This window comes from Arthrobacter sp. 10N43, from assembly GCF_056394525.1.
Genome location: NZ_JBFTIA010000004.1, coordinates 690412 through 716421, shown reverse-complemented (window position 1 = coordinate 716421; position 26010 = coordinate 690412). Strand labels below are relative to the sequence as shown.

Genomic DNA, 26010 nt, shown 5'->3' with positions numbered 1-26010 from the left:
CTAAATCTAGATCAGTTCTGTGAGGGTATCGCTCTGGCGGACGAGTTCGTGGTCATGTGAAGCGACCAGCACGGCAATGCCGTCCGAGGTCGTGTCCTTGAGGATGCTGATGATGCGGTTGGCCGCGGCCCGGTCCAGGCTGGCCGTGGGCTCGTCGACCACCAGCACCCGGGTGCCGAGGATCAGGGCGCGGGCGATCGCCACGCGCTGGCGCTCACCGCCGGACAGCTGGGCCGGGCGGTGGCGCATCCGCCGGCCCAGGCCCACCAGGTCCAGGAGGTCCTTGGCCATGTCGCGGCGCTGCTCAACCTCGCCGTCGGGCACCGCCGGAAGCAGCACGTTCTCGAGCGCGCTCATCCCGTCGATCAGGGCACCGCCCTGGTCAACGTAGCCGATCAGGGCACGGCGGCGGTCGGCGATCTCGTCGTCGCCCATGGTCTCGAGCGAGTCGCCTTCCCAGAACACCCGGCCCGACGTCGGCAGGGTCAGTCCCGCGCCGACGGTCAGGATGCTGGTCTTGCCCGAGCCGGAACGGCCGGCGACGCAGTGCATTTCGCCGGCGTGCAGCGTCATGTTGAAGTCGTCCACGACGTTCACGGCCTCGGCACCGCCCTTGCCGCCGCCGTAGTGGATGGTGATGTTGCTCAGTTCCAGCGGGGTGGCGTGGTCCGTGGCCTTCACGATGGTGTTGGCGCGGGTCTTGTGCGCACCGCGACGGGTGCTGGCGGTCATCCGGTCGTGTGCCTCCCGGTCAAGGTTCAGCTCGTTAGTCATTGGACCACTTTCGTTGCAATCGGAATCCAGCAAAGTACAGCCACGAGACCAGCAATTGCGGCCCACAGTGCGGCATAGGGGGCGAGGAGAAGGCCGATGCCGAGGGCGCCCACGACGCCCAGCGGCAGCGCGACGGTTCCCACCATGGCATTTTCAAAGAATCGGACCTGGCCCAGCATGTCCGGGTTCCAGCCCATGGCCCGCAGCGTGCCGAGGTACTGGCGCTTGGCCTGCAGCTCGAAGCGGCCGGTGACCATGGTCAGGAGCAGGCCGACGGCCACTCCGGACACGGCGAGGATGATGCTCGGGAGCGCGATGCTGGCCGCGGCCAGCCCGCTGAGGGCACTGGCGCCCGCGGCCCGGGGAATGTCGATGAGCAGGGCGACCAGTCCGCCGACGGCGGCGGCGAAGACACCGACGGCCACGGCGAGCGAGATGGTGTTGAACTTGTTGGTGCTCAGCTGCCGGTTGGCGAAGGTCAGCGGGGAATCGACCGCAATCAGCCGTTCATCGTGCTGCGGCTCCTGGTCCACTTCGTCGCGGTGGCGCAGCTGCTGGGCCGCGACGAACGCCGCACCCACGTACAACACAAGGACCGACGCCGAGACGACCGCGGTGGCGGTGCTCCAGCTGATCAGGCTCAGGGCAGTGCCGGCGATAGCCAGCAGCGCGGCGCCGACGCCAAATTCGGCCAGCACCCAGGAGCGGATCTTGCGCTGTGTCCAGCCCATGGCACGCAGGGTGCCGGCCTCGCTGCGCCGTTTCCGGATGTAGCTGACGGTGGAGGCTCCGGTCAGCAGGGCTGCGCCACACAGGGTCAGGAACAGCAGGGTCAGGTTCGTGGCCGTCAGGGAGCCGGAGACGGCGTCCGCGGCGTCCTGCCGGACCCACGACTGCTGCACGGTGCCCAGCGGCGATTCCTTGCCGGCGTCGTCCTTGGAGTAACCGGGAACTGCGATGCTGGCGTCCTCGCGGGCCGAACCGGCCACCACGGTGGCCTGCAGGCCCATGTCGCGGATCTCGTTGGCGAGCTTCTCCACCTCGGGCTGCGCCTGCTTCCAGCTGCCGGGGACCTTGGCGCGGACGCGCACGGCGTCGATCACGGAGGCGTTCTTCTCGTAGCCGCGGGCGGCGGCGAGGCCGTAGTAGTCGGTGATGGCGCCGGCGGACTGGCTGACCAGGCCCGTGGCACTCAGGGAGGGCTTGAGCTCGGTGTTGGCATCCGTGCCGGACGCGTCCTTGGTCAGCGTGAACGGCGCGGGGTCGTAGCCGCCCAGGGGCAGCCGGTTGACGTCGCCGGCGGCGTTCTTGACGGCCGCGGGGTCGAAGGTGCCGTAGACCATGGCCAGCGGGGTGGCCAGCTTCTTGCCGGTTTCAAGGTTCTGCCGGTAGGAGCGCTCGTCTACGGGGTTGCGCTGGGTCTGGTCGACGGCGGCACCGTTGGCGGCCTTGTCCGGCAGCCGGTTCACGGTGACCCAGTCGCCGGGCGTGGCGCTCTTGTTCGCGGCGCCGTTGGCGGCGGCGTCGCCGTCCTTGTACGCGGGGGCGGCGGCAAAGTTGGTGGTCCAGGTGGCCGGGTTGTAGAGGCCCTGGCTGAAGGATCCGGTGTCACCCATGAGCTGGGAGAGGTCCTTGGACCCGGGCCAGGCGAGGGCAAAGGGGGATTTGGAAACGAAGGGCAGGTAGTCCTTGTCCAGCGAGCGGGACACCGTGCCGACGTCCTTGGTGACGTTGCCGGAGTCGTCGATTTCCTCGATCTTGACCGAGTACTTCAGGTCCAGGGCGGTGCCGGAGCGGACGATCAGCGGGATGGCCTGCGAATCGGCGGTGAGCTGGCCGTCGCGCTTGGCCTGCTGGTACTGGGTCATCAGCGGTGCCCAGTACTTGAGCTTGACGCCAAGGAAGTCCGGGCCTTCCTTGAGTTCGTCCATGCTGATGCCGTTGGTGAAGAGACTTTCGAAGTGCCGGCCGATCGCGCCGGCATTGCGGGCGTCCGCGGGCGGGGCCTTCTCCAGCGGGGACAGGAAGTCACCGGCCGTGCCCAGCAGCGCGCGTTCGGAGACGGGGTCGACGGCGACCACGGACTCGGTGACCTGCGGCGCCATGGGCAGGGATACGGAAAGGTTGAAGAGGTTGTGCTCGGAGCCGCCGGCCGGCGTGGGGAACTTGATGCCGGTCTCGCCCTCGGGGCCCTGGATGCGGACGTTCTGGCCGCCCTCGACCTGTTCCTGGACCAGCTTCGCCTTGCCGAGGGAGCCCTCAGCCGTGGTCTTGAACAGCGTCTGGTCGGAGTGGCCGTCGGAGCTGACGGCGCTGGCGGTGAGGCGGTATTTCTTCGGCGTGTCGCTCAGGACCGATTCCGCGGCCGGCCACTTGCTCGGGTCGGTGGCGGTCGGGTCGCCCGCGGTGCCCGCGAGGCCGGCGTTGAAGCCCAGGTAGTCGGTGGCGTCAAGGCGCGGCGACTCAAGGTTCTGCGTCACGCGCGAGACCAGGCTGATGGGCGCGGCCACCGACGTGCCGGAGAGCTTGCGGATCGAATCCAGCTGATCAAAGCTGATGCCGCCCTGGCCGGTGGCGATGTCCGGCTGCATCAGGCCGCCGTTATCCCCCGCCTTGGCCTGGACCAGGACGTCATAGAGCCCCCGGGAGTTTTGGTCCACGGTCCTGCTCAGTGCCGCCTGGGACTGACCCTGGACGAGCACGGACAGGCACATGGCCACGATCAAAATGGACGCGGTCAGCAAAAGCACTCTGCTTCTGATGAACCTCTGGACGGCGTTCATTGGGCTCCTGAAAGCTGGATTGCGTGCGCACGCCACAGTTCATTTCCTGCGGAATTGAAGGCGTCCCCTGCCGGGCGTGCAAAAGTAAAGGCCGGTCTGCCGGCCAAGACCCGAAATTCGGTCCTAGCCATTGTACGCAGACCGGCCGCCCGCTCGTGGCCGCCGGCGGCGGTCATGCCGCCGCCGGGGCCCCGGGGGCAGGACTTTTAGTCCTCGAGGTCAACCTCGCGGACCATGTCAGCGCCGATCCCGGCCTTGATCGCGTCAAGGACCTGCTGCGGAACGGAGCTGTCGATGGTCAGCAGGGCCAGCACCTGGCCGCCCTCTGCCTGGCGTGCCACCTGCATGCCGGCGATGTTGATGTTGTTCATGCCCAGGATGTGGCCGATCGTGCCGATCACGCCGGGGCGGTCCGTGTAGGCAACCACCACGAGGTGTTCGCTGATCGGGATCTCCACCTCGTAGCCGTTGACGCCCACGAGCTTCTGGATCTGCTTGGGGCCGGTGAGGGTGCCGGCGACGGAGATCTGACTGCCGTCGCTGAGGGCTCCGCGCAGGGTCAGGACATTGCGGTAGGACTCGGTGTCCGGCGTGGTGATGAGCCGGACGTTGATGCCGCGCTGCTCTGCGATCACCGGGGCGTTGACGTAGGAGACCTGTTCGGTCACGACGTCGGCAAAAATCCCCTTGAGCGCCGCGAGTTCCAGAACCTTGACATCGAGCGAGGAGATCTCGCCCGCCACCTCGACGTCGAACTGCGTCAGAGAGGCGTGGGTCAATGCGGTGAAGATGCGGCCCAGCTTTTCAATCAGCGGGATGCCGGGGCGGACGTCGGGTGCGATGACGCCGCCGGCGACGTTGACGGCGTCGGGGACCAGTTCGCCGGCCAGGGCCAGGCGGACGGACTTGGCGACGGAAACGCCGGCCTTCTCCTGGGCTTCGTCGGTGGAGGCGCCCAGGTGCGGGGTCACCACGACGTTGTCGAGCTTGAAGAACGGCAGGTCGGTGCTGGGTTCCTTATGGAACACGTCGATGCCGGCGCCGGCGATGTCACCGGCCTGCAGCGCGGTGTAAAGGGCTTCCTCGTCCACCAGGCCGCCGCGGGCGACGTTGACGACGTACGCCGTGCTCTTCATCTTCTTGAAGGCCTCGGCGCCGAGCATGCCGACGGTTTCCGGGGTCTTGGGCATGTGGATGGTGATGAAGTCCGACTGTGCCAGGAGCTCGTCGAGAGTCACCAGCTGGACGCCGAGCTGGGCGGCCCGCGCGGAGGTGATGTAGGGATCGTACGCGAGGATCTTGGTGTCGAAGCCCTTGAGGCGGGCGGCGACCAGGGCGCCGATCCGGCCGAGTCCGATGATGCCGATCTTCTTCTCGAAGAGCTCGATGCCGGTGTACTTGGAGCGCTTCCACTCCCCGTCCTTGAGGGCGGAGCTGGCCTGCGGGATGTGGCGGGCGAGGCTCAGGATGTGTCCGACGGTCAGTTCGGCGGCAGAGACGATGTTGGAGGTCGGCGCGTTGACCACCATGACGCCGGCCTGCGTGGCGGCCTTGATGTCCACGTTGTCCAGACCCACGCCGGCGCGGGCGATGACCTTGAGGTTCTTGGCGGCAGCGATGGCCTCGGCGTCCAGCTGGGTGGCGGAGCGGACCAGGATCGCGTCGACGTCGGCGATCGCGGAGAGCAGCTGGGAACGGTCGGAGCCGTCTGTCTGGCGGATTTCAAAGTCCGGGCCGAGGGCCTCGACGGTGGCGGGCGAAAGTTCCTCAGCGAGGAGTACGACAGGTTTGGTGCTTGTCACCGGTGACCTCTTTAGCTCTCTTGTGTATCTGGTGGGGATTTTGGTGAATCGGGTGATGCTGGTGGTGCGGGTGGTGCTGGACAGCAGGGAAGCCGGACCCCAGAAATGGTGTCCGGCTCCCCTGCCGGGCATTGACTAGCGGGCTGCAGAGCCCTCGACGTAGTCCACGTCCTGCTGCTGCCAGGCGAACAGGGACCGCAGCTCGCGGCCAACGGCCTCGATGGGGTGCTGTTCTGCCTTGGCCCGCAGTTCCTTGAACTCGGGGGCGCCGGCGTCCTGGTCGTCGATGAAGCGCTTGGCGAAGACGCCCTCCTGGATGTCCTTCAGGACTGCCTGCATGTTCTCCTTCACCTCGGGGGTGATGACGCGCGGGCCGGAGACGTAGTCGCCGTACTCTGCGGTGTCGGAGACGCTCCAGCGCTGCTTGGCGATGCCGCCTTCCCACATGAGGTCAACGATGAGCTTGAGCTCGTGAAGCACCTCGAAGTAGGCGATCTGCGGCTGGTAGCCGGCCTCGGTCAGGGTCTCGAAGCCGTACTGGACCAGCTGGGACACGCCGCCGCACAGGACAGCCTGCTCGCCGAAGAGGTCGGTTTCGGTCTCTTCGGTGAAGGTGGTCTTGATGACGCCGGCGCGGGTGCCGCCAATGGCCTTGGCGTAGGACTTGGCCAGCTCCCAGGCGGAACCGGTAGCGTCCTGCTCGACGGCGATGATGTCCGGGATGCCGCGGCCGGCCTCGAACTCGCGGCGCACGGTGTGGCCGGGAGCCTTCGGGGCGATCAGGATGACGTCAACGCCCTCCGGTGCCTCGATATAGCCGAAGCGGATGTTGAAGCCGTGGGCGAAGGCCAGGGCCTTGCCGGGGGTCAGCTTGTCCTTGATGGAGTCGTTGTAGATCGAGCGCTGGTACTGGTCCGGCGCGAGGATCATGATGACGTCGGCCCATTCGGCGGCGTCGGCAACGTTCTTGACGGTGAAGCCGGCGTCCTCGGCCTTGGCGATCGACTTCGAGCCCTCCTTGAGCGCGATTGCAACCTCGACGCCGGAATCGCGCAGGTTCAGCGCGTGGGCGTGGCCCTGGGAGCCGTAGCCGACAATGGCAACCTTGCGTCCCTGGATGATCGACAGGTCTGCGTCGTCGTCGTAAAACATTTCAGTCACTTGCGTAACTCCTCTTGAGTGGATTTTCGATGTTGTCTGTGGTGCTGCGGTACTGGGCGGGTTTTGCGTCCCGCCCCGCGCCTCACGCCGCCGCTTACGCGGAGCGTAGGGCCCTGTCACTCATGGAGCGGGATCCCCGTCCAACGGCCAAGGTGCCGGACTGCACGATTTCGCGGATGCCGAATGGCTCCAGCACTGAGAGCAGTGCCGTGAGCTTCTCGGGGTGGCCCGTTGCCTCAATGACCACCGACTCTGTGGAGACGTCGACCACTGAAGCGCGGAACAGGTCTGCGGCCTGGGTGACCTGCAGACGTGTCGCGGCATCCGCACGTACCTTGACCAGGATGTGGTCGCGCTGTACGGAAGATTCGGAGGTGAGCTCGACGATCTTGATCACGTTGACCAGCTTGTTCAGCTGTTTCGTGACCTGTTCGATCAGCTCGCCATCGGCGTCGACCACCACGGTCATCCGGGACATGCCCGGGACCTCGGTGGGGCCGACGGCCAGGGAATTGATGTTGAAGGCCCGGCGGGCGAAGAGGCTGGCAACGCGGGTCAGCACACCGGGCTTGTCTTCGACCAGTACGGACAATGTGTGGCGGGTCATGTTCAGTCCTCCTCTTCCCATTCCGGGGTCATGTTGCGGGCAACCTGGATCTGGTCGTTGCTGACCCCGGCGGGGACCATCGGCCACACCATCGAGTTCGGGCTCACGACGAAGTCAATGACCACCGGGCGGTCGTTGATTTCCAGTGCCTTCTGGATGGTGGCGTCAATGTCCTCGTCGCGTTCGCACCGGAAGGCAGCGCAGCCGTAGGCGTCCGCGAGCTTCACGAAGTCCGGGATGCGGACGGTGTCGTGCCCGGTGTTGAGGTCGGTATTGGAGTAGCGGCCCTCGTAGAACAGGGTCTGCCACTGCCGGACCATGCCCAGCGAGGAGTTGTTGATGATTGCGACCTTGATGGGGATCTTGTTGATCGCGCAGGTCGCCAGTTCCTGGTTGGTCATCTGGAAGCAGCCGTCGCCGTCGATCGCCCAGACTACGCGGTCCGGTTCGCCCACCTTCGCGCCCATGGCCGCCGGGACCGCGTAGCCCATGGTGCCGGCGCCGCCGGAGTTGAGCCAGGCGTGCGGGCGTTCGTACTTGATGAACTGTGAAGCCCACATCTGGTGCTGTCCGACGCCGGCGACGTAAATGCCTTCGGGGCCGGTCAGGGCGCCGATGCGTTCGATGACGCGCTGCGGGGCGCTGAGCCCGTCTTCGGGTTCGGTCCAGCCAAGCGGGTAGGTTTCCTTGAGGTTGTTCAGGAAGGCCCACCAGGGGGTCAGGTCCGGGGTGCCGAACGCTTCGAACTGCAGGCGCAGGGCCTCGGTCAGCTCGGGGATGATCTCCTTGACCGAGCCGACGATCGGAACGTCGGCCGTGCGGTTCTTGGAGATCTCCGCCGGGTCGATGTCCGCGTGGATGACCTTGGCGTTCGGGGCGAAAGACTTCAGGATGCCGGTCACGCGGTCATCGAACCGGGCGCCGAGGGTGATCAGCAGGTCGGACTGCTGCAGGGCGGTCACGGCGGAAACGGTGCCGTGCATGCCCGGCATGCCCACGTGCTGCGGGTGCGAGTCCGGGAACACGCCCCGGGCCATCAGGGTGGTCACCACGGGGGCGCCAGTCAGCTCGGCCAGTTCGCGCAGCTCGGCCGAGGCGTGCGCCTTGACCACTCCGCCGCCGACGTACAGGACGGGCTTGCTGGCGGCCGAAATGAGCCGGGCGGCCTCGCGGACCTGCTTGCTGTGTCCGCGCACCACCGGCCGGTAGCCCGGGAGGTCGACCTTCGGCGGCCAGGAGAACGTCATCTGGCCCTGCTGGGCGTCCTTGGCGACGTCAACGAGGACCGGGCCCGGGCGTCCGGTGGAGGCCAGGTGGAAGGCCTCGGCCATCACGTGCGGGATGTCGTTGGGGTCGGTGACCAGGAACGAGTGCTTCGTGATCGGCATGGTGATTCCGACGATGTCCGCTTCCTGGAATGCGTCGGTGCCGATCACCCCGCTGGAGACCTGGCCGGTGATGGCCACAATCGGCACGGAGTCCATGTGGGCATCCATGATGGCGGTAACGAGGTTGGTGGCGCCCGGGCCCGAGGTGGCGATGCAGACGCCAACCCGTCCGGTGACCATGGCGTAGCCTTGCGCGGCGTGGCCGGCTCCCTGTTCGTGACGGACCAGAACGTGGTTCATTTTGGAGGCCATCAAGGGGTCATAGGTGGGCAGGATCGCGCCACCGGGCAAACCGAAAATGTCCTGGACGCCGAGTTCTTCGAGCGAGCGGACAATTGCTTGCGAACCGGTCATAACGGTCGGGGGTACGACGTTGTTCGGTCCGAGGACAGGAGAGACGGCAGCAGTGTCGACGCCGGCGTCAGCCGGACGATCGACGCGTTCCGGAGCCTTGTGGGCTCCAGTGGACTTGGTGGCCATCAGCGAGGGGCTGATCGGCGATCCTTTGCTCATCGGACTCTTCCTTTGTGGATCTTCGGTGATCGTGGAACTTCTTGGGTACTGCTGGTAATGGGTACTGCTGGTGATGGGTACTGCTGGTGCTGCGGAAAATAAAAAAACCCCTCAGCCGGAGGGCTCTTCGAGGGGTTGCGCGTGACGGTTCGTTACCGAGAGGCTATTGAGCCACGCGCTTGGTAAGTACGACGGAGACACATTCAGTGATGCCGGCGGTAACGATCTCGATCATGCGTTCAGTTTTCCCTCTGAGTGAGACAGGTGTCAACGAGCCCGGCGACTGTCTCACTATTTGGACGGCGTTGTCCACGGATTGGTCCTCCGGTTTCCCCTGGCCCTGCAGCCTTGGCGGCAGACGGGAATCTCCTACCCCGAACGCCCGGCGCGGACGCCGTGCGTTCGGGGGCCCTCGGAGCTTCCCTTATTAAGCCTGGTCACCCAGGCCGGAGGATCAGCCGCAGTAGGCGCCGGTGGAGGCGCTGTGGACGAGCTTGGCGTACTTGGCCAGGACGCCCTTGGTGAACTTGGCCGGGAGCGGCTCCCAGCCGACCTTGCGGGCCTCGAGCTCGGCTTCATCGACCAGGAGGTCGAAGGTGCGGGCCGCGATGTCCACGCGGATCCGGTCCCCGTCCTTGACGAACGCGATGGGTCCGCCGTCGACGGCTTCCGGCGCGACGTGGCCGATGCACAGCCCGGTGGTTCCGCCGGAGAACCGTCCGTCGGTCAGCAGCAGGACGTCCTTGCCCAGGCCGGCGCCCTTGATGGCGCCGGTGATGGCGAGCATCTCGCGCATGCCGGGGCCGCCCTTGGGCCCTTCGTAGCGGATGACGACGACGTCGCCGGCCTTGATCTGTCCCTTGTCGAGCGCGTCCAGGGCGCCCTGCTCGCGTTCGAAGACGCGGGCGGTGCCTTCGAAGACGTCGGCGTCGAAGCCTGCGCTCTTCACGACGGCGCCCTCGGGAGCCATGGAACCGTGGAGGATGGTGATGCCGCCGGTCTTGTGGATCGGGTTGTCCAGCGCGCGCAGGATCTTGCCGTCCAGATCCGGCGGGTTGATCGCCGCGAGGTTCTCGGCAACCGTCTTGCCCGTGACGGTGAGGCAGTCGCCGTGCAGCAGGCCGGCGTCGAGCAGTGCGCGCATGATGACCGGAACGCCGCCGATCTTGTCGACGTCGGTCATGACGTAGCGGCCGAAGGGCTTCAGGTCGCCCAGGTGCGGGATCCTGTCGCCGATCCGGTTGAAGTCATCGAGCGTCAGCTCAACTTCGGCTTCGCGGGCGATCGCGAGCAGGTGCAGCACGGCGTTGGTGGAGCCGCCGAAGGCCATGGTCACGGCGATGGCGTTCTCGAACGCCTTTTTGGTCATGATGTCGCGGGCGGTGATGCCCAGGCGCAGCAGGTTGACCACTGCCTCGCCGGACTTGCGGGCGAATTCATCGCGGCGGCGGTCTGCCGACGGCGGAGCGGCCGAGCCGGGCAGGGACATGCCGAGCGCCTCGCCGATGCAGGCCATGGTGTTGGCGGTGTACATGCCACCGCAGGCGCCTTCGCCGGGGCAGATGGCCTTTTCGATGCGGGTCAGGTCTTCGAGGCTCATCTTGCCGGCGGCGCAGGCACCGACGGCTTCGAACGCGTCGATGAGGGTGACTTCCTTTTCGGAGCCGTCCTCAAGCTTGACCCAGCCGGGCATGATGGAGCCGGCGTAGAGGAACACGCTGGCGAGGTCCAGGCGCGCGGCTGCCATCAGCATGCCGGGCAGGGACTTGTCGCAGCCGGCCAGGAGCACCGAGCCGTCGATCCGCTCGGCCTGCATGACCGTTTCGACGGAGTCGGCAATGACTTCGCGGGACACCAGGGAGAAGTGCATGCCCTCGTGGCCCATGGAGATGCCGTCGGAGACGGAAATCGTGCCGAACTGCATGGGGAACCCGCCGCCGGCGTGGACGCCTTCCTTGGCGCCCTGGGCGAGCCGGTTCAGCGAAAGGTTGCAGGGAGTGATCTCGTTCCACGAGCTCGCGACGCCGATCTGCGGCTTGGCGAAGTCGTCATCGCCCATGCCGACCGCCCGGAACATGCCGCGCGCGGGGGCGGCGTGGATTCCATCGGTAACGACCCGGCTGCGGGGCTTGATGTCCGGCTTGGTGTCTGTTGCTTTTTGGGTGTCCTGACTCATGGCTCAAAGTCTAGGGCTCCGCCACAGACGCAAACGACCCGGCAAGGGAGCGTTAAGCGGAAAACCGGGAATATGTCGATCAAATAGTGGACTCTCGTCTCACATCATGAACCTTGGGGGCCGGTTGGCTCAGGCCTGGTGAGCCGCGTCACGCAATTCAGGGGCTTCGGCGACACCCTGCGCTTCGGCCCGGAGCATCGCCAGGACCTGCTGGATGGTGGTCCGGGCCGCGACGTCGGGACGGGCCAGCGCAACAATGCTGCGGCTCGCTTTCACGCCTTCAAGCGGACGCAGGACGAACCCCCGGTCCTGGTTGCTGACCGCCGTGTACCGCGGCAGCAGGCTCAGCCCGTGGCCGGCGCTGACCAGGGCTTCCAGCACCCGCAGATCGGGGAACTGCTGGGCACGGAGGGCCTGCGAGTCGGCCCGCACCTCGATCTGGCGCAGCACCGTGTCGAAGGGAAAGCCCTCGGGAACACCCATCCACGGGAAGCCGACGACGTCCTCGGCACACAGCGCGGTCTTGCCGGCCAAAGCGTGCCCGGCCGGCAACGCCACATCCAGCGGCTCGTCCAGCAGCGGCACCACCGTCAGGCCCTGGCCGCCGAAGACTTCGGGACCGTCGACACTGTGCGCCAGGACGATGTCGTAGTCAGCCGTCAGCCCGGCGAATCCGGCAACACCCGGGTCCTCGAAATGCGCTTCGAACCTCAGCCCCTCGACCTCCTTGACCCGATGGAGCATGCCGGGAAGGAACATCTCCGCGGCGCTGGGAAAGAAGGCCGCCACCACCCGTGTCTGCCAGCCGCGCCGGTACGTGTCGATCGTCGCTTCGGCCCGCGCCATGGCCGTCGAGACGTCGGCAGCGGCGCCCGCCATGGCCAGTCCTGCCTCCGTGAGCCGCACTCCCCTGCCGGACTTCTCCACGAGAACTACACCCAGTTCTTCTTGCAGGGTCTTGAGCTGCTGCGATACGGCCGACGGCGTGACCTTCATGGCCTCCGCTGTGGCCCCGACCGTGCCGCGGTCTGCGAGTTCGCGCAGAATCTGCAGTCGCTTGAAATCCATGAGGCGAGGCTACACGTCGGAGCACGGTTGATTGCTGGACAGCCGGCTTCGCCCGGACGTAACGTCAAGCATCGGCACCCATGCTTCATAGGCTGAATACGGACTGAACTTGGACTGAAAGGCTCTGCTATGGACTGGATCGTCTGGCTCGTCGTCATCATCGTGGTGGTCGCTGTGGTTTGGTGGCTGTTGAACCGCAAGAAGAGCCGCCCGGGCGCAGACTCCGGATCCGCCGCAGGCACCGGTGCCGCTTCCGGCTCTGCGGTCAGCCCGACCGCGGCGGCCGATTCCGGAGCGGTGGCCGGTTCGACGGCGGCGGCAGGTCCCGCGGCTGCCATGGCGGCGTCGGCTGCGGCGGCGCCGGCTGCGGCGCAGGCGCCCGAGCCGGCCGCGGCCGCCCCGGAGGAGGCAGAGCCCCAGGCGGCCCCTCTGGTGGCGCCGGAAGCAGCCGCGGCGGCCACAGCCGCGCCTTCGAGCGAGCCGGCCGCCGGACCAGCCGCAGAAGCGGCCGGAACCCCGGAGAACGCCGAGTGGGAGACGCAGTGGTCCGAAACTGCTCCGCCGTCGGATGCGCATGCCGCCCCGGCCCATATCGATCCGACCCGCGGCGCACACGTTGCGGCGGGAGCCGAACCCGGAGCGGCCGCGGAAACGGCTCCAGCGGAGGGCCTCCCCGTCCACCATCCCGAATACACCGAACCCCACGCGCCGACCCTGCCCGGAGCAGAATCGGCAGCCGCGGAACCGGGCGAGGACGAGGCCACTGGAACCGCCGCGGACACCGGAACTGGCACTGGCACTGGCATTAGCACGCCGGAACCGGCGATGGCTGAAGCCCCCGTCCCCGAGGCTCCGGCAGCGCCCCTCGCTGACGCAGAAACCCGGCAGATGGCCGCCTCGTCCGCGGCGGCGGAGGCCTCCGCCAGCCACACGGCCGAGCCCACCGGCCACCTGGCCACTGAGCAGCCCTATGGTGAAGGATCAGCGGCACCGGCGGCCGATGGGAGTGGTCCTGAGGGCTTCACAGTCAAGGGCAATGCATCGTCGATGGTCTACCACGACGAGACCAGTCCTTCGTATGAGGAAACTCGGGCAGAGGTGTGGTTCCTCTCGGCCGCTCATGCCGAAGCAGCCGGCTTTCGGCCTCCGCGCCGGACCCGGCAGTAGCTGGCCGTCCGGGCCGGCGTCCGGTCCTGAGGCGCCCCGCAGTTTGGTTACGCCCCCAAGCTTCCCTGTGAGGGCAACGGCCCGGGTGACTGCCCTGATTGTTGTCCTGCTTTTCCTCAGCGCCTGTACTGGCAGCGGCACCTCCCCTCCCGTGGTTCAGCCAGGAGACCGCACCGCGACCGCCACAGCCGGCGCAGCGGGCGAGCCCAAGGTTGCGGGCCGGATCGACGGCCTGCACCTGCCGTGGTCCACGGTTTACCTTCCCGACGGCACCGCGGTCATCTCCGAACGCGACACCGCACTGCTCCGGACCGTCAGCGGCGGGGCGCTGGGAACGCTTGGCCAGGTGCCCGGCGTCGTACCCGGCGGAGAAGGCGGCCTCCTGGGCCTTGCCCTTTCGCCAAACTTTGCCGCGGACCGGTATCTCTACGCCTACTTCACCGCGGCGACGGACAACAGGATCGCCCGCATGCGGCTGGAGCAGCGTGACGGCCGGTTGGAGCTCGGTGCCCTGGAGACAGTTTTCACGGGCATTCCGAAGGCCGGAACGCATAACGGCGGACGAATCCGCTTTGGACCGGACGGCTTCCTGTATGTGGGGACGGGCGACTCCCAGCGCCGCGAGCAGCCACAGGACAGCAGGGCGCTCGGCGGAAAGATCCTCCGCCTCACAGCAGACGGCCGGCCGGCACCGGGAAACCCGTTTGGCGATAACCCGGTCTACAGCCTTGGCCACCGGAACGTGCAAGGACTTGCCTGGGACAGCGCCGGCCGGCTCTGGGCCAGCGAATTCGGCCCCGACGTCAACGACGAGCTCAACCTGATAGTGCCGGGCGGCAACTACGGCTGGCCGGAAGTGACAGGCGCCCCGCACCGCTCCGGCTTCCTGGACGCCAAGGTGGTGTGGCCGTCGACGGCGGATTCGTCACCCAGCGGCCTCGAAATTGTCGGCAGCACCGCCTACTTGGGTGCCCTGCGCGGTCAAAGATTGTGGGTTGTTCCCCTCCGGGGCGAATTCGTCGACGAACCTGTGAGCTATTTCACGCAAAAGTACGGCCGGGTCCGGAACGTTTCGCTCGCCCCTGACGGCCGGCTGTGGCTCCTCATCAACAACCAAAACCCTGATTTCGCGCTGATTTTGGACCTTCCCGGATAGCCGCACCCACTCCGCGCCGCTCGATTTCACACGACAGCCAAACTCGTGTAGAGTTTCATGTCGTTGCGGAGAACAACGCGGGAAATAAAAAGCCCACGATGAACGAAAACAACAGATGCACCTCTAGCTCAACTGGCAGAGCAATTGACTCTTAATCAATGGGTTCCGGGTTCGAGTCCCGGGGGGTGCACCATAGAGAAACCCCGCCTTCACCAGCCTAACGGCCGGTGAAGGCGGGGTTTTCTTTTTGCCTTGATCCCTCCGAGGGGATATCTGGGTTAATGGGACAAAACGTGTGTAAATCCCGGGTGCGTCAGATGCGTCCTGGCAGGGAGGAACTTCACTACTTCCGACACACAGGTCACCGGGCAGGTCGCTGAGCAGGACTGATACGCTCCTCCATTGGAGGAGGAGAACTCCCAACCCTATTGGACCATCCCAAGGATCAGCGCCCATGGACTACAGTGTCGCCCGCGAGCGAGCGCGGAATGAGGAAGAGGGCCTGCGGCTTCATGAGCCAGTCTCCATGCATTCCATCCAGGCCCATCTGGAGGCCACCAGGGGACGCCGGATCGTCATCAAGCCCATCAACAACACCCCCACGGACAAGGTCTGCGGCCTGTGGTTCGGGCTGGACGACATGGATCTCATCCTGCATGCCAGGGCCGCATCGGAGGTGCACCGCCAGCAGATCGTGCTCCACGAGTTCGCGCATATGATCCTCCGTCACGAACAGGAAGTCCTGTCACACGGCTACGCCAGCGCCTTCTTCCCGGACCTCGACCCGGAGCGCGTCGTCACAGCCCTCAAGCGAACCGATTTCTTCGACGAGCTCGAGGTGACGGCCGAACTCCTCGCGGACCGGCTCGCGTCCCGCATCCGCCGCTCCCGCCGGAAGCCTGACACGCAGCCGGGCAACTTCGGGGCGGTCTTCGGATGACGCAGCTCCTCATGGCCGGAGCCCTGGTCCTGCTCGCCGTCGCCCGCATTCCCGCCCTGCGCCGCAACCGGACCGACCTGGTGTTCTCCTGTGCCGTGTACGGAGGCATGGGCTCTTTGCTCATGTCCCCGATTGTCTACGTCCCCGTCGACACGGCCCTGGGCGGGATGAACCTGGTCAAACTGGTCCTGAACTCCCTGATGATCATCTCTCTGTGGTATCTGCGCCTCGCTGCATTCGCCGCCATCGCCCCGGAAGGCCGCGGCCGCCGGTCCTGGTGGACGCGGTCCCTGCCTCTGACGCTCACGCTGACCCTGCAAACAGCGTTCTTCCTCCTCACCGGTCCCACCACCACGACCCCCGCCTGGGGCATCTACGAGGACCGCTTCCCGGCGCTCCTATTCTCACTGATGCTCACCCTCTTCATCTGCTCGATGAGCGCGGAAATTGCTGTGATCTGCTTCCGCTATGTCCCGCGAATGAGCCCCTCGTTCCGAGTCGGATTCTCCATGCTGGGCGCCGGCTGCATCATGGGCTTCCTGGTGATGGCCGAGATGTGCCTCTCCCTGCTGTCCCGGCACCTGACGTTCCTGGCCGTACTGGTCAGGCCCGACTTCCCCTACCACCAGCTGGAACTGGTCGCGACCGTCCTGGCCGGCGCCGGACTCACGATCCCGGCAGTTGCCGGCAGGACTGCCCGCAGAAACCAGCACCGCTGGAACACCGAAACCCTCGCACGCGTCGAGTCCATCCGGGCCAAAGCACAGCAGAGCACGTCTCTTGACCGGACCCTTGAGGCCGACCCCCAGGCACCGGTTCAGGACAGGCTGCACCGGATGATTGTCGAAATCTGGGACGCCGAGCTCGCTGCCGGCACTTCGGCGACCTTCCTGACCGCGGAGGAGCGCAGCTACGTGCTCGCCGTCGAATCAAAACTCCATGTCTCCCCTGCCCGGGCATAACCTGCGGCAGCTACAGAAAGCCCCCATGCACCTTCTGACGCACCCAACCCGCCAAAAAGGCCCTAGCGGTACGGACATGTACGGGATCTACCGGAACATGGTCCTCTTCGATTTCAAGGCTGAAATCCATTCGGGCTTTTTCGTCGCCTATTACCGCAACTTCGCCATCCCCTCCACAGCCCGGACCCTGGCGGCGACCGGGGAGATGAAGTCCCGGCCAATGAAGCGCTCCTACGACACCGGCATCGTCATCCACGAGATCATCGCCAACGGCTTCGACCACGAACGCAGCCAGGCCATGATCGAACTGCTCCGCCGGGTACACAGGGGAGTGCCCGGCACCCAGGACGACTTCGTCTACGTCCTCACGACCATGCTTGTCCTGCCGCTGCGCTGGACCGATCGACACGGCTGGCGCCGGCTGACCGAGCTGGAGAAGCGGGCCGCCACGGACTTCTACGTCGAGCTGGGCCGGCAGATGGGGCTCGACGGCGTCCCGGCCACCTTCGCAGAGGCTGAACGGTTCCTGGACGAGTACGAGGACCGGAACATGGGCCCGAGCCCCGAGGGTGCAATGCTGCTCGAGGCGACGGCCGCGGCCCTCGCCAGACGTTTCCCCACCTGGCTTCGCCGGTTCACCCCGACCATCCTGGCGCTGATGATGGACAAACCCCAGGTCGCGGTTGCTCTGGGTCTGAAACCTGCCCCGGCGGCGCTGCGCCTACCCTTCAACGCGGTGCTGCGGTTCCAGGCCCTCAAGGCCAGGCGGCGCCCCCTGCCGACCGAGCCCAAATTTGTGCCCGGCGGCAGCCTGTCCGCGTACCCGGACGGGTACACCTTGGACATGATCGGGCCGCGCGCAAACTGACGTATGAGGCGGCCCGCCGCACACAGAGGGAAGCCAAGCAAAAGGCGCGCCTGCCCCACTCCGCCTGATTGCCTAAGCATGATAGGGCTATGACCGAAAAATCCCTGCGCGTCCTCTACTCGATCGGCCTGGGCATCATCATCGTGCTCTTCGTCGGCCTCGGCATCGCCACCTTCTATCCGGCCCCCGAGCTCTCCTCCATGGTTAATCTCGACTCCGCGGCCCGGCAGGCGGCCATCGAAGCCCACCAGTCGGCGGTGCACGACTACAACCGGAACGTGACCATCGCGGCGCTCGCCTCCGCACTCCTGATCCTGGGGGCCAGCATCTGGACGGAGTCGAGGAAGCCCTTGTTCGCCGGCGGGTTCCTCGTGGGCGGCATGCTGACCCTCATTTACGGCCTGATGCGCGGCCTGACGTCCGGCGTGACGGCAGTAGCGTTCTTCTCCGTGGCCGTGGGCCTGTTCGTCGTGGTGTACCTCGGGCACCAGCGCTTCTTCTCCGCGCGGGCAGTCGAAGCCCGCGCCAGGGCACGGGAGGAGGACAGGAAGGCCACCTTCGCCCGGATGCCCATGCAGGCGCCATACGCCCCGGTGCAGCAGCCACAGGGACCTGCCCAGTTCCCCTACGCCCAGGGCCAGCCTTACCCGCCGCAGCAAGGCCCGTATCCGCAGCAGGGCCAGTACCCACAGCAGGGGCTGTACCCGCCCCAGGGACAGCCGGTGCAGCCGCCGTACCCACAGGAGCCTGGAGCGCCCGGACAGCGCTAGCGCCCACCGCCGCTCGGGGCCTGGCGACCACCGTGGCCGCCGGGCCTCTGCCGTTCCTTTTTGTCAGCGAAAAGGAGCCTCACCGGGTTGAGATTCCCAGCCGGCCGTCGGTGGAACCATACGATGGTGTGGATGAACTCCATCCGGAAGGCCTCATATACATCCGCCGTGGCACTCGTGCTCGCGGCAGCGCCGCTCGTTCTGGGGTTGCCCGCAGTGGCCGATCCTTGTGGGCCGGCCGGCCTTCTCCCGGTGAAATTCTGTCCGTCTTCGCCGACGCCGAGTCCGCCGCCTGCCTCCCCTGCGCCCAGCCCGAAGCGTCCGGGCGGCGCTTCGCCGTCACCCTCCGGGGCCGCTCCGCCTCCGGCGCCGTCACAGACACCGTCCGCAGGGCAACCCGCCCAGCCCGCGCCGGTACCCGCGACACCAACCTCAGGCCCCAAGGATTCGACGGCGGGCGACGGCAAGCCTGCTCAACCTGCGACGACGTCCGTCCCGACTACAGCCACGCCCGCTCCCGGGTCGGGGACGACTGCGTCCCCGACCGGGGATGCGGGGCAGGGTCCGGGCCCCTCAGCGGAGCAGCCGCCGGACGCGGCCGGCGCTGGTGATCCCGGACCGGACGGGCAGATCGGCGTCGCCGGATCCTTGCTGGCGGTCAGTGGCCTCCTGCTTGGGCTCTCCGCGGCGATTGGCCTCCGCCGGCCGGCCCGGCCATGAAGCGGCCGCCGAACCCACATTTTCACTGTCTCAGCTAAATGTGTGGTTCAGCGGCCGGTCGGGTCACATCGTGTCCTTAGACCTTCTCGCGGGGCCGGTCGACCACTGTCTCCGGCTCTTCGACTGTGAACTCCTTGCTGCGGCGCGGGAAGCCCCAGAACCCGGATTCCTTTGCCTCCACCCGGGGCTCCGGGCGTTCCTCAGTTTCCCGCGCGGCATCCTTCGTGGTGTCCCGCCGGAAATCCCTGTTGTACGGGTAGCACATCATTGACCTCCTTGATGGTGTGGCCCTTTAATCGTCCTCCCGATCCGGTGGCGCGTCGATACTTCGGTGCTGGACATTTCCGCGTAAGTGCCAGGCCTTCAAGGGGACCCGCCAGACGTCCGGGTCCCCTACCGGCCGCCATGGCCCGCGGCTAGAATCGAGAAACGCTCCAACATAAGGGGGAACCTTGGAGTTGCTTATCTTCGGCGGCGCGGCCGCACTCGTCGTGATCGCAACCATCGTCCGTGACGTGCGGCACAAATCCAGGCGTCGGCGCACGGTCTCGAACGCCGAGTCCGAAAGGGCCCTCAGGGATTTCCGGCGCGGGAGGACCAGCGGCCTGTCGCACTTCGTCGGCCTTGACAACACCGGCCACCGCCGCTGACGGCCCTTGACCCGCCGTTGCGGCCGCGCCCATGTACTCTCTGTCCTAGATGTGCACCCAGTCAGAACCGAAGAGTGCGTTGAATAAGCGAACGCGCCGCGCCGCAAAGGATGAAACGCCATGACCGTCCCGCCCAACGCTTCATCCCCTGGCCCCGGCTGGTATCCAGACCCCGCGGGCTCCGGCCGGCTTCGGTGGTGGAACGGGACGGCGTGGACCGGACAGTTGAACGCAGGCCAGTTCCAGGCGACACCGCCCCAAGGCCTGGTGGCACCGCGGAGGCGCATCAGTGACAAGACACCGGTCTACAACGCGTACATCTGGACCATTGTGGCCCTTCCGCTCGTGTCGCTCATTCTGCTCATGTTCTGGAACCCGGTATTCCGGCTGCGCACCGTGGGCCCCCGCCAGATCCAGACGCTCGATCCGGCGTCGATCTTCACGGCTCCCTACTTCATCCTGGTGGCCACGAGCTTCGTGATCTATGGCGTGTCCGCGCTCCTGGCGTACCTGGACTGGGACAGGCTGCGCAAGGACGGCGTGGTCCGTCCGTTCCACTGGGCATGGGTCTTCCTGAGCCTTGCGCTCTACGTGATCGGCCGCTCCGTGATTGTCCATGAAGTGGCACCGCGGCGCGGGCTCGCACCGCTTTGGGCAATGATCGGCGTCACCCTGCTCACGGTGGTGCTCACGGGCCTCAAGATGTCAGCCATCGTGGCCACCCTGGCAAACCAGGCCGTGACAATCTGAGCGGCTAGTTAATAAGCGGCTAGTTAAGCGGGGCGGCCTCGGCCGCGGCACCGGGATTGGCCGCGGCGGCCGGGTCCGCGGACGTGACGATGGCCTTGGCCTCCACGGAAGTTGACCTTGTTGCCAGCACCCTGACCACGGCCTGGAGTTCCTGGCGCAGCACGTCGGGGTCAATGGGCGTCGCGGCGAGCACCGAGCGTTCCATGTCGGCGGCCGCTGTCACGGCTTGGCGTCCCTGGTCGGTCAGCGACACCACATGGCTGCGCCTGTCAGAGGCGCTGCGCTGCCGCGAAATGTGGCCGTGCGCTTCCAGGCGACTCAGCGTCTTGCCCATGGTCTGGGCCTGGACCCGCACGAGTTGGGCCAATTGGGCTTGCGTCATCGGCCCATTCGCCGAGAGCACCTCCATGGCGATCACCCCGGCATGGGTCAGCCCAATGGCGCCCAATTTTTCGTTCCAGGAGTGTTCTACGAGACGTGCTGCCGTGGACAATAGGCGGCCCGTGGGCCAGCGATCCATATCAGGCATACCCAAGAGTATAGCGAGCAGCGGATTCGTCGTGGGCCGATCGCCTCACTACGCTGGATGGTCAGCCCGTATTGCGACCCAACCGATCTAGGAGACCCCCGTGCCTGAGCGACTCATCGCCGGTGCCACAGCACCGGATTTCACCCTCAAGAATGCCGAAGGACAGGACGTCAGCCTGCGCGATTTCCGGGGCCGGAAGACCGTGATCTACTTCTACCCTGCGGCCTCAACCCCGGGATGCACCAAGCAGGCCTGCGACTTCCGGGACTCCCTCGCCTCCCTGCAGTCCGCCGGTTACGACGTGGTGGGCATCTCCCCCGACCCCGTCGGAAAGCTTGCCGCGTTCGCGGCCGCCGAAGGCCTGACCTTCCCGCTGCTCTCCGACGAAGACCACTCCGTCGCCGACGCGTATGCGGCGTGGGGCGAGAAGAAAAACTACGGCAAGACTTACCAGGGCCTCATCCGCTCCACGATCGTCGTCGACGCCGCAGGGCGTGTGGCCCTCGCGCAGTACAACGTCCGCGCCACCGGGCACGTAGCCAAACTTCGCCGCGACCTGAAGCTGGACGCCTGACCTACGCCGTACGCCGCACTAGTAAAGCGTGAGGGTAATCGGTACCGGGTAATAGGTACAATGGAGCCTGGCGCCAGCCGCCGGGGTTCAATTCCCGGACGACGACGGCGCCGCGCGCGAGTGGTGAAATTGGCAGACACGCAGGATTTAGGTTCCTGTGCCTTCGGGCGTGGGGGTTCAAGTCCCCCCTTGCGCACACAGAGAGAACCCCGGTCTTCGGACCGGGGTTCTCGTGTTTTCCAGCGGTTTTCAGGGCATTCGGGGGTGTTCAAAAAGAATTTCAATTCCCCACCCATCCGTTTCCTCCGAGCAGCCGAATACCCATTGAGACACCAACCAAGGGTCGGTGCCCAACAGTCGGGAAAGGCCACAGCGGCAACGTCCGCCGCAGGCAACATTCGGCACAATAAAGGAGAAACCAAAATGCAGAACATCAAGCGCACCACGTTCGCCGTTGCAGGTATCGCAGCTGCCGCTATGCTCAGCCTCACGGCCTGTGGCGGATCTTCCGCTTCCTCGGCACCGTCTTCTGCGGCACCGTCCGCCGCGCCGTCGGCATCCAGCATGGCGCCGTCGGCGACCGCCTCCGCCGCAGCCATGGATCCGGCCGCCAACCTCGTCGGCCCCGGCTGCGCAGCTTACGCCGCCCAGGTTCCGAGCGGTGCCGGCTCCGTCTCGGGCATGGCCCTTGACCCGGTAGCCACCGCCGCCTCCAACAACCCGATCCTCACCACGCTGACCGCCGCCGTTTCCGGCAAGCTCAACCCCAAGGTCAACCTGGTGGACACCCTGAACGGCAGCGAATTCACTGTCTTCGCCCCGACGGATGACGCCTTCAAGAAGATCGACCCGGCCACAATCGAGGCCCTGAAGACGGATGACGCCACCCTGAGCAAGATCCTGACCTACCACGTGGTCCCGGGCAAGATCACCCCGGACCAGATCGTCGGCACCCACAAGACCGTAGAAGGCGGTTCGGTGACCGTTACCGGCACCAAGGACGCCCTCAAGGTCGACGGCGCCAACGTTGTCTGCGGCGGCGTCCAGACCGCCAACGCAACGGTCTACATGGTCGACTCTGTCCTGATGCCCAAGTAGTCAAACTCAAGCACTCCTGTCCCGGCTCCAGCCTGACTCCCTGGACCACTAGGAGAAGCGAAGGCCCGCACCAGCAGGTGCGGGCCTTCGCTTTTGGCAAGCACGTGCTGCGCGTGCCGGTGCGCCACAAAAGCTGGCGGACTCCGCTGTCAACTAGACTGGGGCTGTTCCGCAGCCGGCGGCCCAACCAGTTCCCCAGAGGTGATTCTTTCAGTGCCCAGCAGTACAGTGCCCAGCAGGACAATGCGGCAGATTGCCGCCAGCATCGGGGCCGCACTCCTTGTGTTCCCGCTCGCGTCCTGCACGGGCAACCTCGGCCCGGCACCCAGCTCCGCGACCCCCACATCCGCTCCTGCCGCGGCGCCCACCGCCGCGTTCACCTTCGGCACCGGCTCGGATCCGCTGGGCCTCGATCCCGCCCTTGTCTCCGACGTCGAGTCCTATCGCGTCACTCGGCAGGTCCTGGAGGGGCTTGTGGGCGTCGACCAGACCACGGGCGAGCCCACGCCGCTGTTGGCCACGGAGTGGTCCCAGAGCGATGAAGGCCGGACCTACGGGTTCAAGCTGCGCGAGCACGTCACCTTCCAGGATGGGACGCCGTTCGATGCCGCCGCCGTCTGCACCAACTTCAACCGCTGGTTCAACTTCTCTCCTGCCCTCCGCCAGGAGGCCAGCGGCACCACGTTCAAGGGCGTGTTCAAGGCCCATGCGGACCAGGCGCCCCTGTCCATCTACAAAGGCTGCACCGCTGTGGCTCCGGACAATGTGCGGATCGACCTGACCCAGCCCTTCACGGGATTTCTCCAGGCCCTCACCCTCCCCGCCTTCGCGATCTCTTCCCCCAAGGCACTTGCCGCGCAGCACGCGGACGTCCTGGACCAGAGCCGCGGCGGCCAGCCGGTGTCCGCCTACGGCCTCCACCCGGTGGGCACCGGACCGTATGTCTTCGGCTCCTGGGACCCGGGCAGCATCACCCTGACCAGCAACAAAGACTATTGGGGGGACAAGGGACAGATCGGAACCATCAAGTTCGTGACCTACGATCACCCGCAGACCCGGATGCAGGCACTGCTGGACGGCAAGATCGACGCCTACGACGCCGTCACTGTCGGCAACTTCGACCAGCTGGTCAAGAGTGGAAAACAGATCATCCAGCGGGACCCCTTCTCCGTCATGTACCTGGGCATGAACCAGGAAATCCCCATCCTGCAGAACCTCAAGGTGCGCCAGGCGATCGAGATGGCGCTGGACAAGGACACCTTGATCCGCCGCTTCTTCATCGACAACACAGCGCAGGCGTCCCAGTTTGTTCCGCCCAAGCTCAGCGGCTTCAACAACAACGCCGCCGCGCTCGGCTACAACCCGGATAAGGCCAAGGAACTCCTCGCCGAAGCCGGCTACAAGGGCGAGGAGCTGAAGTTCTACTATCCGCTCAACGTCACCCGGCCGTACCTGCCGACGCCCGAAAAGGTGTACGCCGAAATCAGCCGGCAACTCACCGCCGTCGGACTCAACATCAAGCCGGTGCCCGTGGACTGGGCCGACGGCTACCTGCAGAAGGTCACCTCCCCGGGTGACCACGCCCTCCACCTGCTCGGCTGGAACGGCTCGTATTCGGACCCTGACAACTTCGTGGGCCCGCTCTTTGGCGAGAACACCGGCGAATTCGGCTACCAGGATCCCCAGGTCTTCTCCAAAATCGCCCGGGCCCGGGGATTGCCGGACGGCAAGGACCGCACGTCCGAATACCAGACGATCAATGCCCAGATCGCGGCCACGGTGCCGGCGGTTCCCATCGCGTACCCGATCTCCGCTCTGGCGCTCTCAGACAGGGTCCTGAAGTACCCGGCGTCCCCGGTGCTTAATGAAGTTTTCACAAAGGTCGAGCTAAAGCCTTGACGCCCGGGGCCAATTTCAGTTAGTGGGCGGTGCGGGATATTCTGTGACAGCCAGAGCCGCTGCTATCGGAGACTGATTGTGACTTTCATTTCCAAGACCCAACATGCCGACGTCGTCCTGATTGGCGGCGGCATCATGAGTGCCACTCTCGGTGCTTTCATCAAGCAGCTTGAGCCGAACTGGACCATCTCCCTGTTCGAGAAGCTCGACGAGCCGGGACTGGAAAGCTCCGGCCCCTGGAACAACGCCGGCACCGGCCACGCGGCCCTGTGTGAGCTTAATTACTCCCCCGCAGCCAAAGACGGCTCGGTGGACCCCGGCAAGGCCCTGAACATCAACGAGCAGTTCCAGCTGTCCCGCCAGTTCTGGTCCCACCTGGTCTCGAATTCCCTGATCGGCTCCCCCAAGGGCTTCATCAACACCGTTCCGCACATGAGCTTCGTGATCGGCGAGGACCACACCAAGTTCCTGCGCACCCGCTACGAGGCACTCAAGCCGAACCCGCTGTTCCGCTCGATGGAGTACTCCGAGGACCACGCCCAGATCGCCAAGTGGGCCCCGCTGATCGTCAAGGGCCGCGACCCCAAACAGCGGGTCGCGGCAACCCGCGCCGCCGAGGGCACCGACGTCGACTTCGGCGCCCTGACCCGGGAGCTGACCACCTACCTGGGCAACAACGGCGTGGAAATCAACTACGGCCACAACGTCAGCGACATCAAGCGGGCGTCCGACGGCGGCTGGGACCTGTCGCTCAAGCACCCCGAGAGCGGCGAACACGGCTCCATCCACGCGAAGTTCGTGTTTGTCGGTGCCGGCGGCGGCGCCCTGCACCTGCTCCAGGCCTCCGGCATCCCGGAAAGCAAGGGCTTTGGCGGCTTCCCGGTCTCCGGCCAGTTCTTCCGCTGCACCGACGAGAGCCTCGCGGCCCAGCACAGCGCAAAGGTCTACGGCCAGGCATCGGTCGGCGCCCCGCCCATGTCCGTGCCGCACCTGGACACCCGCTACGTCAACGGCAAGCGCTCCCTGCTGTTCGGCCCCTACGCCGGGTTCTCCACCAACTTCCTCAAGAACGGCTCCTACCTGGACCTGCCGCTGTCCATCCGCCCCTCCAACATCATCCCGATGCTGGCCGTGGCCAAGGACAACATGGACCTCACCGCCTACCTCGTCAAGGAGGTCGCCAAACGCCACGGCGACAAGGTCGAGGCCCTGCGGGAGTACTACCCCGAGGCCAAGGACGGCGACTGGGAGCTCATCACGGCCGGCCAGCGGGTCCAGATCATCAAGAAGGACCCGAAGAAGGGCGGCGTGCTGCAGTTCGGCACCGAGGTCATCGCCGGACGCGACGGCAGCATCGGCGCCCTGCTTGGCGCGTCCCCGGGCGCGTCCACGGCCGTGCCGATCATGATCGAACTGCTCCAGAAGTCCTTCCCCAAGAACTTCAAGGGCTGGCAGTCGAAGCTCAAGGACATGATGCCCGGCTACGGCATCAAGCTCAACGACAACCCTGAGCTCGCCGCACAGCTGGAGGCCGAGACGGCCAAGACGCTGCAACTCGAACAGGTCTCCGCCCACAACTAAGTCCGGGGCGGGGCGGCGGCTGGTTTACACTGCTGGTTTGGGACCGCTGCAACTCTTTGACGTCCCTGCGCTTT

At 66.1% G+C, this 26010-nt stretch carries 22 protein-coding genes and 2 tRNA genes; 14 read left to right on the top strand and 10 right to left on the bottom strand.

Features of this window, described 5'->3' with window-relative positions; all coding sequences use genetic code 11:
* Positions 1-6: 6 nt before the first annotated feature.
* The 8 genes from AC1DDO_RS11485 to AC1DDO_RS11450 form a co-directional block, all read right to left on the bottom strand.
* Positions 7-774: an ABC transporter ATP-binding protein gene (locus AC1DDO_RS11485; RefSeq protein WP_414645550.1), complete on the bottom strand. Its 768-nt coding sequence runs from the start codon at positions 772-774 to the stop codon at positions 7-9.
* Positions 771-3557 carry an ABC transporter permease gene (locus tag AC1DDO_RS11480; protein ID WP_476869498.1) on the bottom strand — a complete coding sequence of 929 codons (2787 nt, stop codon included), beginning with the start codon at positions 3555-3557 and terminating at the stop codon, positions 771-773. The genes AC1DDO_RS11485 and AC1DDO_RS11480 overlap by 4 nt, the downstream gene beginning before the upstream one ends.
* A gap of 206 nt (positions 3558-3763) precedes the next feature.
* The gene (gene serA / locus AC1DDO_RS11475) at positions 3764-5359 is read right to left on the bottom strand and encodes a phosphoglycerate dehydrogenase (RefSeq protein ID WP_476869497.1); all 1596 of its coding nucleotides are present in this window, start codon (positions 5357-5359) and stop codon (positions 3764-3766) included.
* A gap of 135 nt (positions 5360-5494) precedes the next feature.
* A complete protein-coding gene (ilvC, locus tag AC1DDO_RS11470; protein ID WP_441407575.1) occupies positions 5495-6520 on the bottom strand; it encodes a ketol-acid reductoisomerase in 1026 nt (341 codons plus the stop codon).
* 94 nt (positions 6521-6614) lie between these two features.
* On the bottom strand, positions 6615-7127 hold the full coding sequence (gene ilvN / locus AC1DDO_RS11465; protein ID WP_018773531.1) for an acetolactate synthase small subunit: 513 nt from the start codon (positions 7125-7127) through the stop codon (positions 6615-6617).
* A gap of 2 nt (positions 7128-7129) precedes the next feature.
* Positions 7130-9028, bottom strand: coding sequence for an acetolactate synthase large subunit (locus AC1DDO_RS11460; RefSeq protein WP_441407574.1), 1899 nt, complete (start codon positions 9026-9028; stop codon positions 7130-7132).
* A 454-nt stretch (positions 9029-9482) separates the two neighbouring features.
* Positions 9483-11204 (bottom strand): dihydroxy-acid dehydratase, encoded by a 1722-nt coding sequence (ilvD, locus tag AC1DDO_RS11455; RefSeq protein ID WP_476971830.1) that lies wholly within the window; start codon positions 11202-11204, stop codon positions 9483-9485.
* Positions 11205-11333: 129 nt separating this feature from the next.
* Positions 11334-12272 carry a LysR family transcriptional regulator gene (locus AC1DDO_RS11450; RefSeq protein WP_476971829.1) on the bottom strand — a complete coding sequence of 313 codons (939 nt, stop codon included), beginning with the start codon at positions 12270-12272 and terminating at the stop codon, positions 11334-11336.
* Positions 12273-12401: 129 nt separating this feature from the next.
* On the opposite strand from AC1DDO_RS11450, the gene AC1DDO_RS11445 reads away from it, so the two are divergent.
* The 7 genes from AC1DDO_RS11445 to AC1DDO_RS11415 all read left to right on the top strand — a co-directional run bounded on the left by AC1DDO_RS11445 (position 12402) and on the right by AC1DDO_RS11415 (position 18135).
* A complete protein-coding gene (locus AC1DDO_RS11445; protein ID WP_476971828.1) occupies positions 12402-13439 on the top strand; it encodes a sunset domain-containing protein in 1038 nt (345 codons plus the stop codon).
* Positions 13440-13533: 94 nt separating this feature from the next.
* Positions 13534-14595 (top strand): PQQ-dependent sugar dehydrogenase, encoded by a 1062-nt coding sequence (locus AC1DDO_RS11440; protein ID WP_476867791.1) that lies wholly within the window; start codon positions 13534-13536, stop codon positions 14593-14595.
* A 117-nt stretch (positions 14596-14712) separates the two neighbouring features.
* Positions 14713-14788, top strand: a tRNA-Lys gene (locus AC1DDO_RS11435).
* A gap of 261 nt (positions 14789-15049) precedes the next feature.
* Positions 15050-15535, top strand: coding sequence for a hypothetical protein (locus tag AC1DDO_RS11430; protein ID WP_476867714.1), 486 nt, complete (start codon positions 15050-15052; stop codon positions 15533-15535).
* The gene (locus AC1DDO_RS11425) at positions 15532-16497 is read left to right on the top strand and encodes a hypothetical protein (RefSeq protein ID WP_476867715.1); all 966 of its coding nucleotides are present in this window, start codon (positions 15532-15534) and stop codon (positions 16495-16497) included. The genes AC1DDO_RS11430 and AC1DDO_RS11425 overlap by 4 nt, the downstream gene beginning before the upstream one ends.
* 25 nt (positions 16498-16522) lie before the next feature.
* The gene (locus AC1DDO_RS11420; RefSeq protein WP_476867716.1) at positions 16523-17365 is read left to right on the top strand and encodes an oxygenase MpaB family protein; all 843 of its coding nucleotides are present in this window, start codon (positions 16523-16525) and stop codon (positions 17363-17365) included.
* An 89-nt stretch (positions 17366-17454) separates the two neighbouring features.
* Complete coding sequence (locus tag AC1DDO_RS11415; RefSeq protein WP_476867717.1) at positions 17455-18135, top strand: hypothetical protein; 681 nt, start codon at positions 17455-17457, stop codon at positions 18133-18135.
* Positions 18136-18931: 796 nt separating this feature from the next.
* Here AC1DDO_RS11415 and AC1DDO_RS11410 read toward each other — a convergent pair.
* A complete protein-coding gene (locus AC1DDO_RS11410; protein WP_476971827.1) occupies positions 18932-19123 on the bottom strand; it encodes a hypothetical protein in 192 nt (63 codons plus the stop codon).
* Positions 19124-19307: 184 nt separating this feature from the next.
* Here AC1DDO_RS11410 and AC1DDO_RS11405 point away from each other — a divergent pair, with 184 nt between their 5' ends.
* Positions 19308-19505 (top strand): hypothetical protein, encoded by a 198-nt coding sequence (locus AC1DDO_RS11405; protein WP_476867718.1) that lies wholly within the window; start codon positions 19308-19310, stop codon positions 19503-19505.
* A 120-nt stretch (positions 19506-19625) separates the two neighbouring features.
* A complete protein-coding gene (locus AC1DDO_RS11400) occupies positions 19626-20255 on the top strand; it encodes a DUF2510 domain-containing protein (RefSeq protein ID WP_476867719.1) in 630 nt (209 codons plus the stop codon).
* A 19-nt stretch (positions 20256-20274) separates the two neighbouring features.
* Here the strand turns inward: AC1DDO_RS11400 and AC1DDO_RS11395 are convergent, their stop codons facing one another.
* Positions 20275-20784 (bottom strand): MarR family winged helix-turn-helix transcriptional regulator, encoded by a 510-nt coding sequence (locus AC1DDO_RS11395; RefSeq protein WP_476971826.1) that lies wholly within the window; start codon positions 20782-20784, stop codon positions 20275-20277.
* Positions 20785-20884: 100 nt separating this feature from the next.
* On the opposite strand from AC1DDO_RS11395, the gene bcp reads away from it, so the two are divergent.
* The 5 genes from bcp (at position 20885) to AC1DDO_RS11370 (ending at position 25936) form a co-directional block, all read left to right on the top strand.
* Positions 20885-21358: a thioredoxin-dependent thiol peroxidase gene (gene bcp, locus AC1DDO_RS11390; RefSeq protein ID WP_476867720.1), complete on the top strand. Its 474-nt coding sequence runs from the start codon at positions 20885-20887 to the stop codon at positions 21356-21358.
* A gap of 114 nt (positions 21359-21472) precedes the next feature.
* A tRNA-Leu gene (locus AC1DDO_RS11385) sits at positions 21473-21554 on the top strand.
* Positions 21555-21781: 227 nt separating this feature from the next.
* Positions 21782-22456 (top strand): fasciclin domain-containing protein, encoded by a 675-nt coding sequence (locus AC1DDO_RS11380; protein ID WP_441407562.1) that lies wholly within the window; start codon positions 21782-21784, stop codon positions 22454-22456.
* A gap of 243 nt (positions 22457-22699) precedes the next feature.
* Positions 22700-24355, top strand: a complete 1656-nt coding sequence (locus tag AC1DDO_RS11375; protein WP_476867721.1) for an ABC transporter substrate-binding protein — start codon at positions 22700-22702, stop codon at positions 24353-24355.
* 78 nt (positions 24356-24433) lie between these two features.
* Positions 24434-25936 (top strand): malate:quinone oxidoreductase, encoded by a 1503-nt coding sequence (locus AC1DDO_RS11370; protein ID WP_476867722.1) that lies wholly within the window; start codon positions 24434-24436, stop codon positions 25934-25936.
* The last annotated feature ends 74 nt before the right edge of the window (positions 25937-26010 follow it).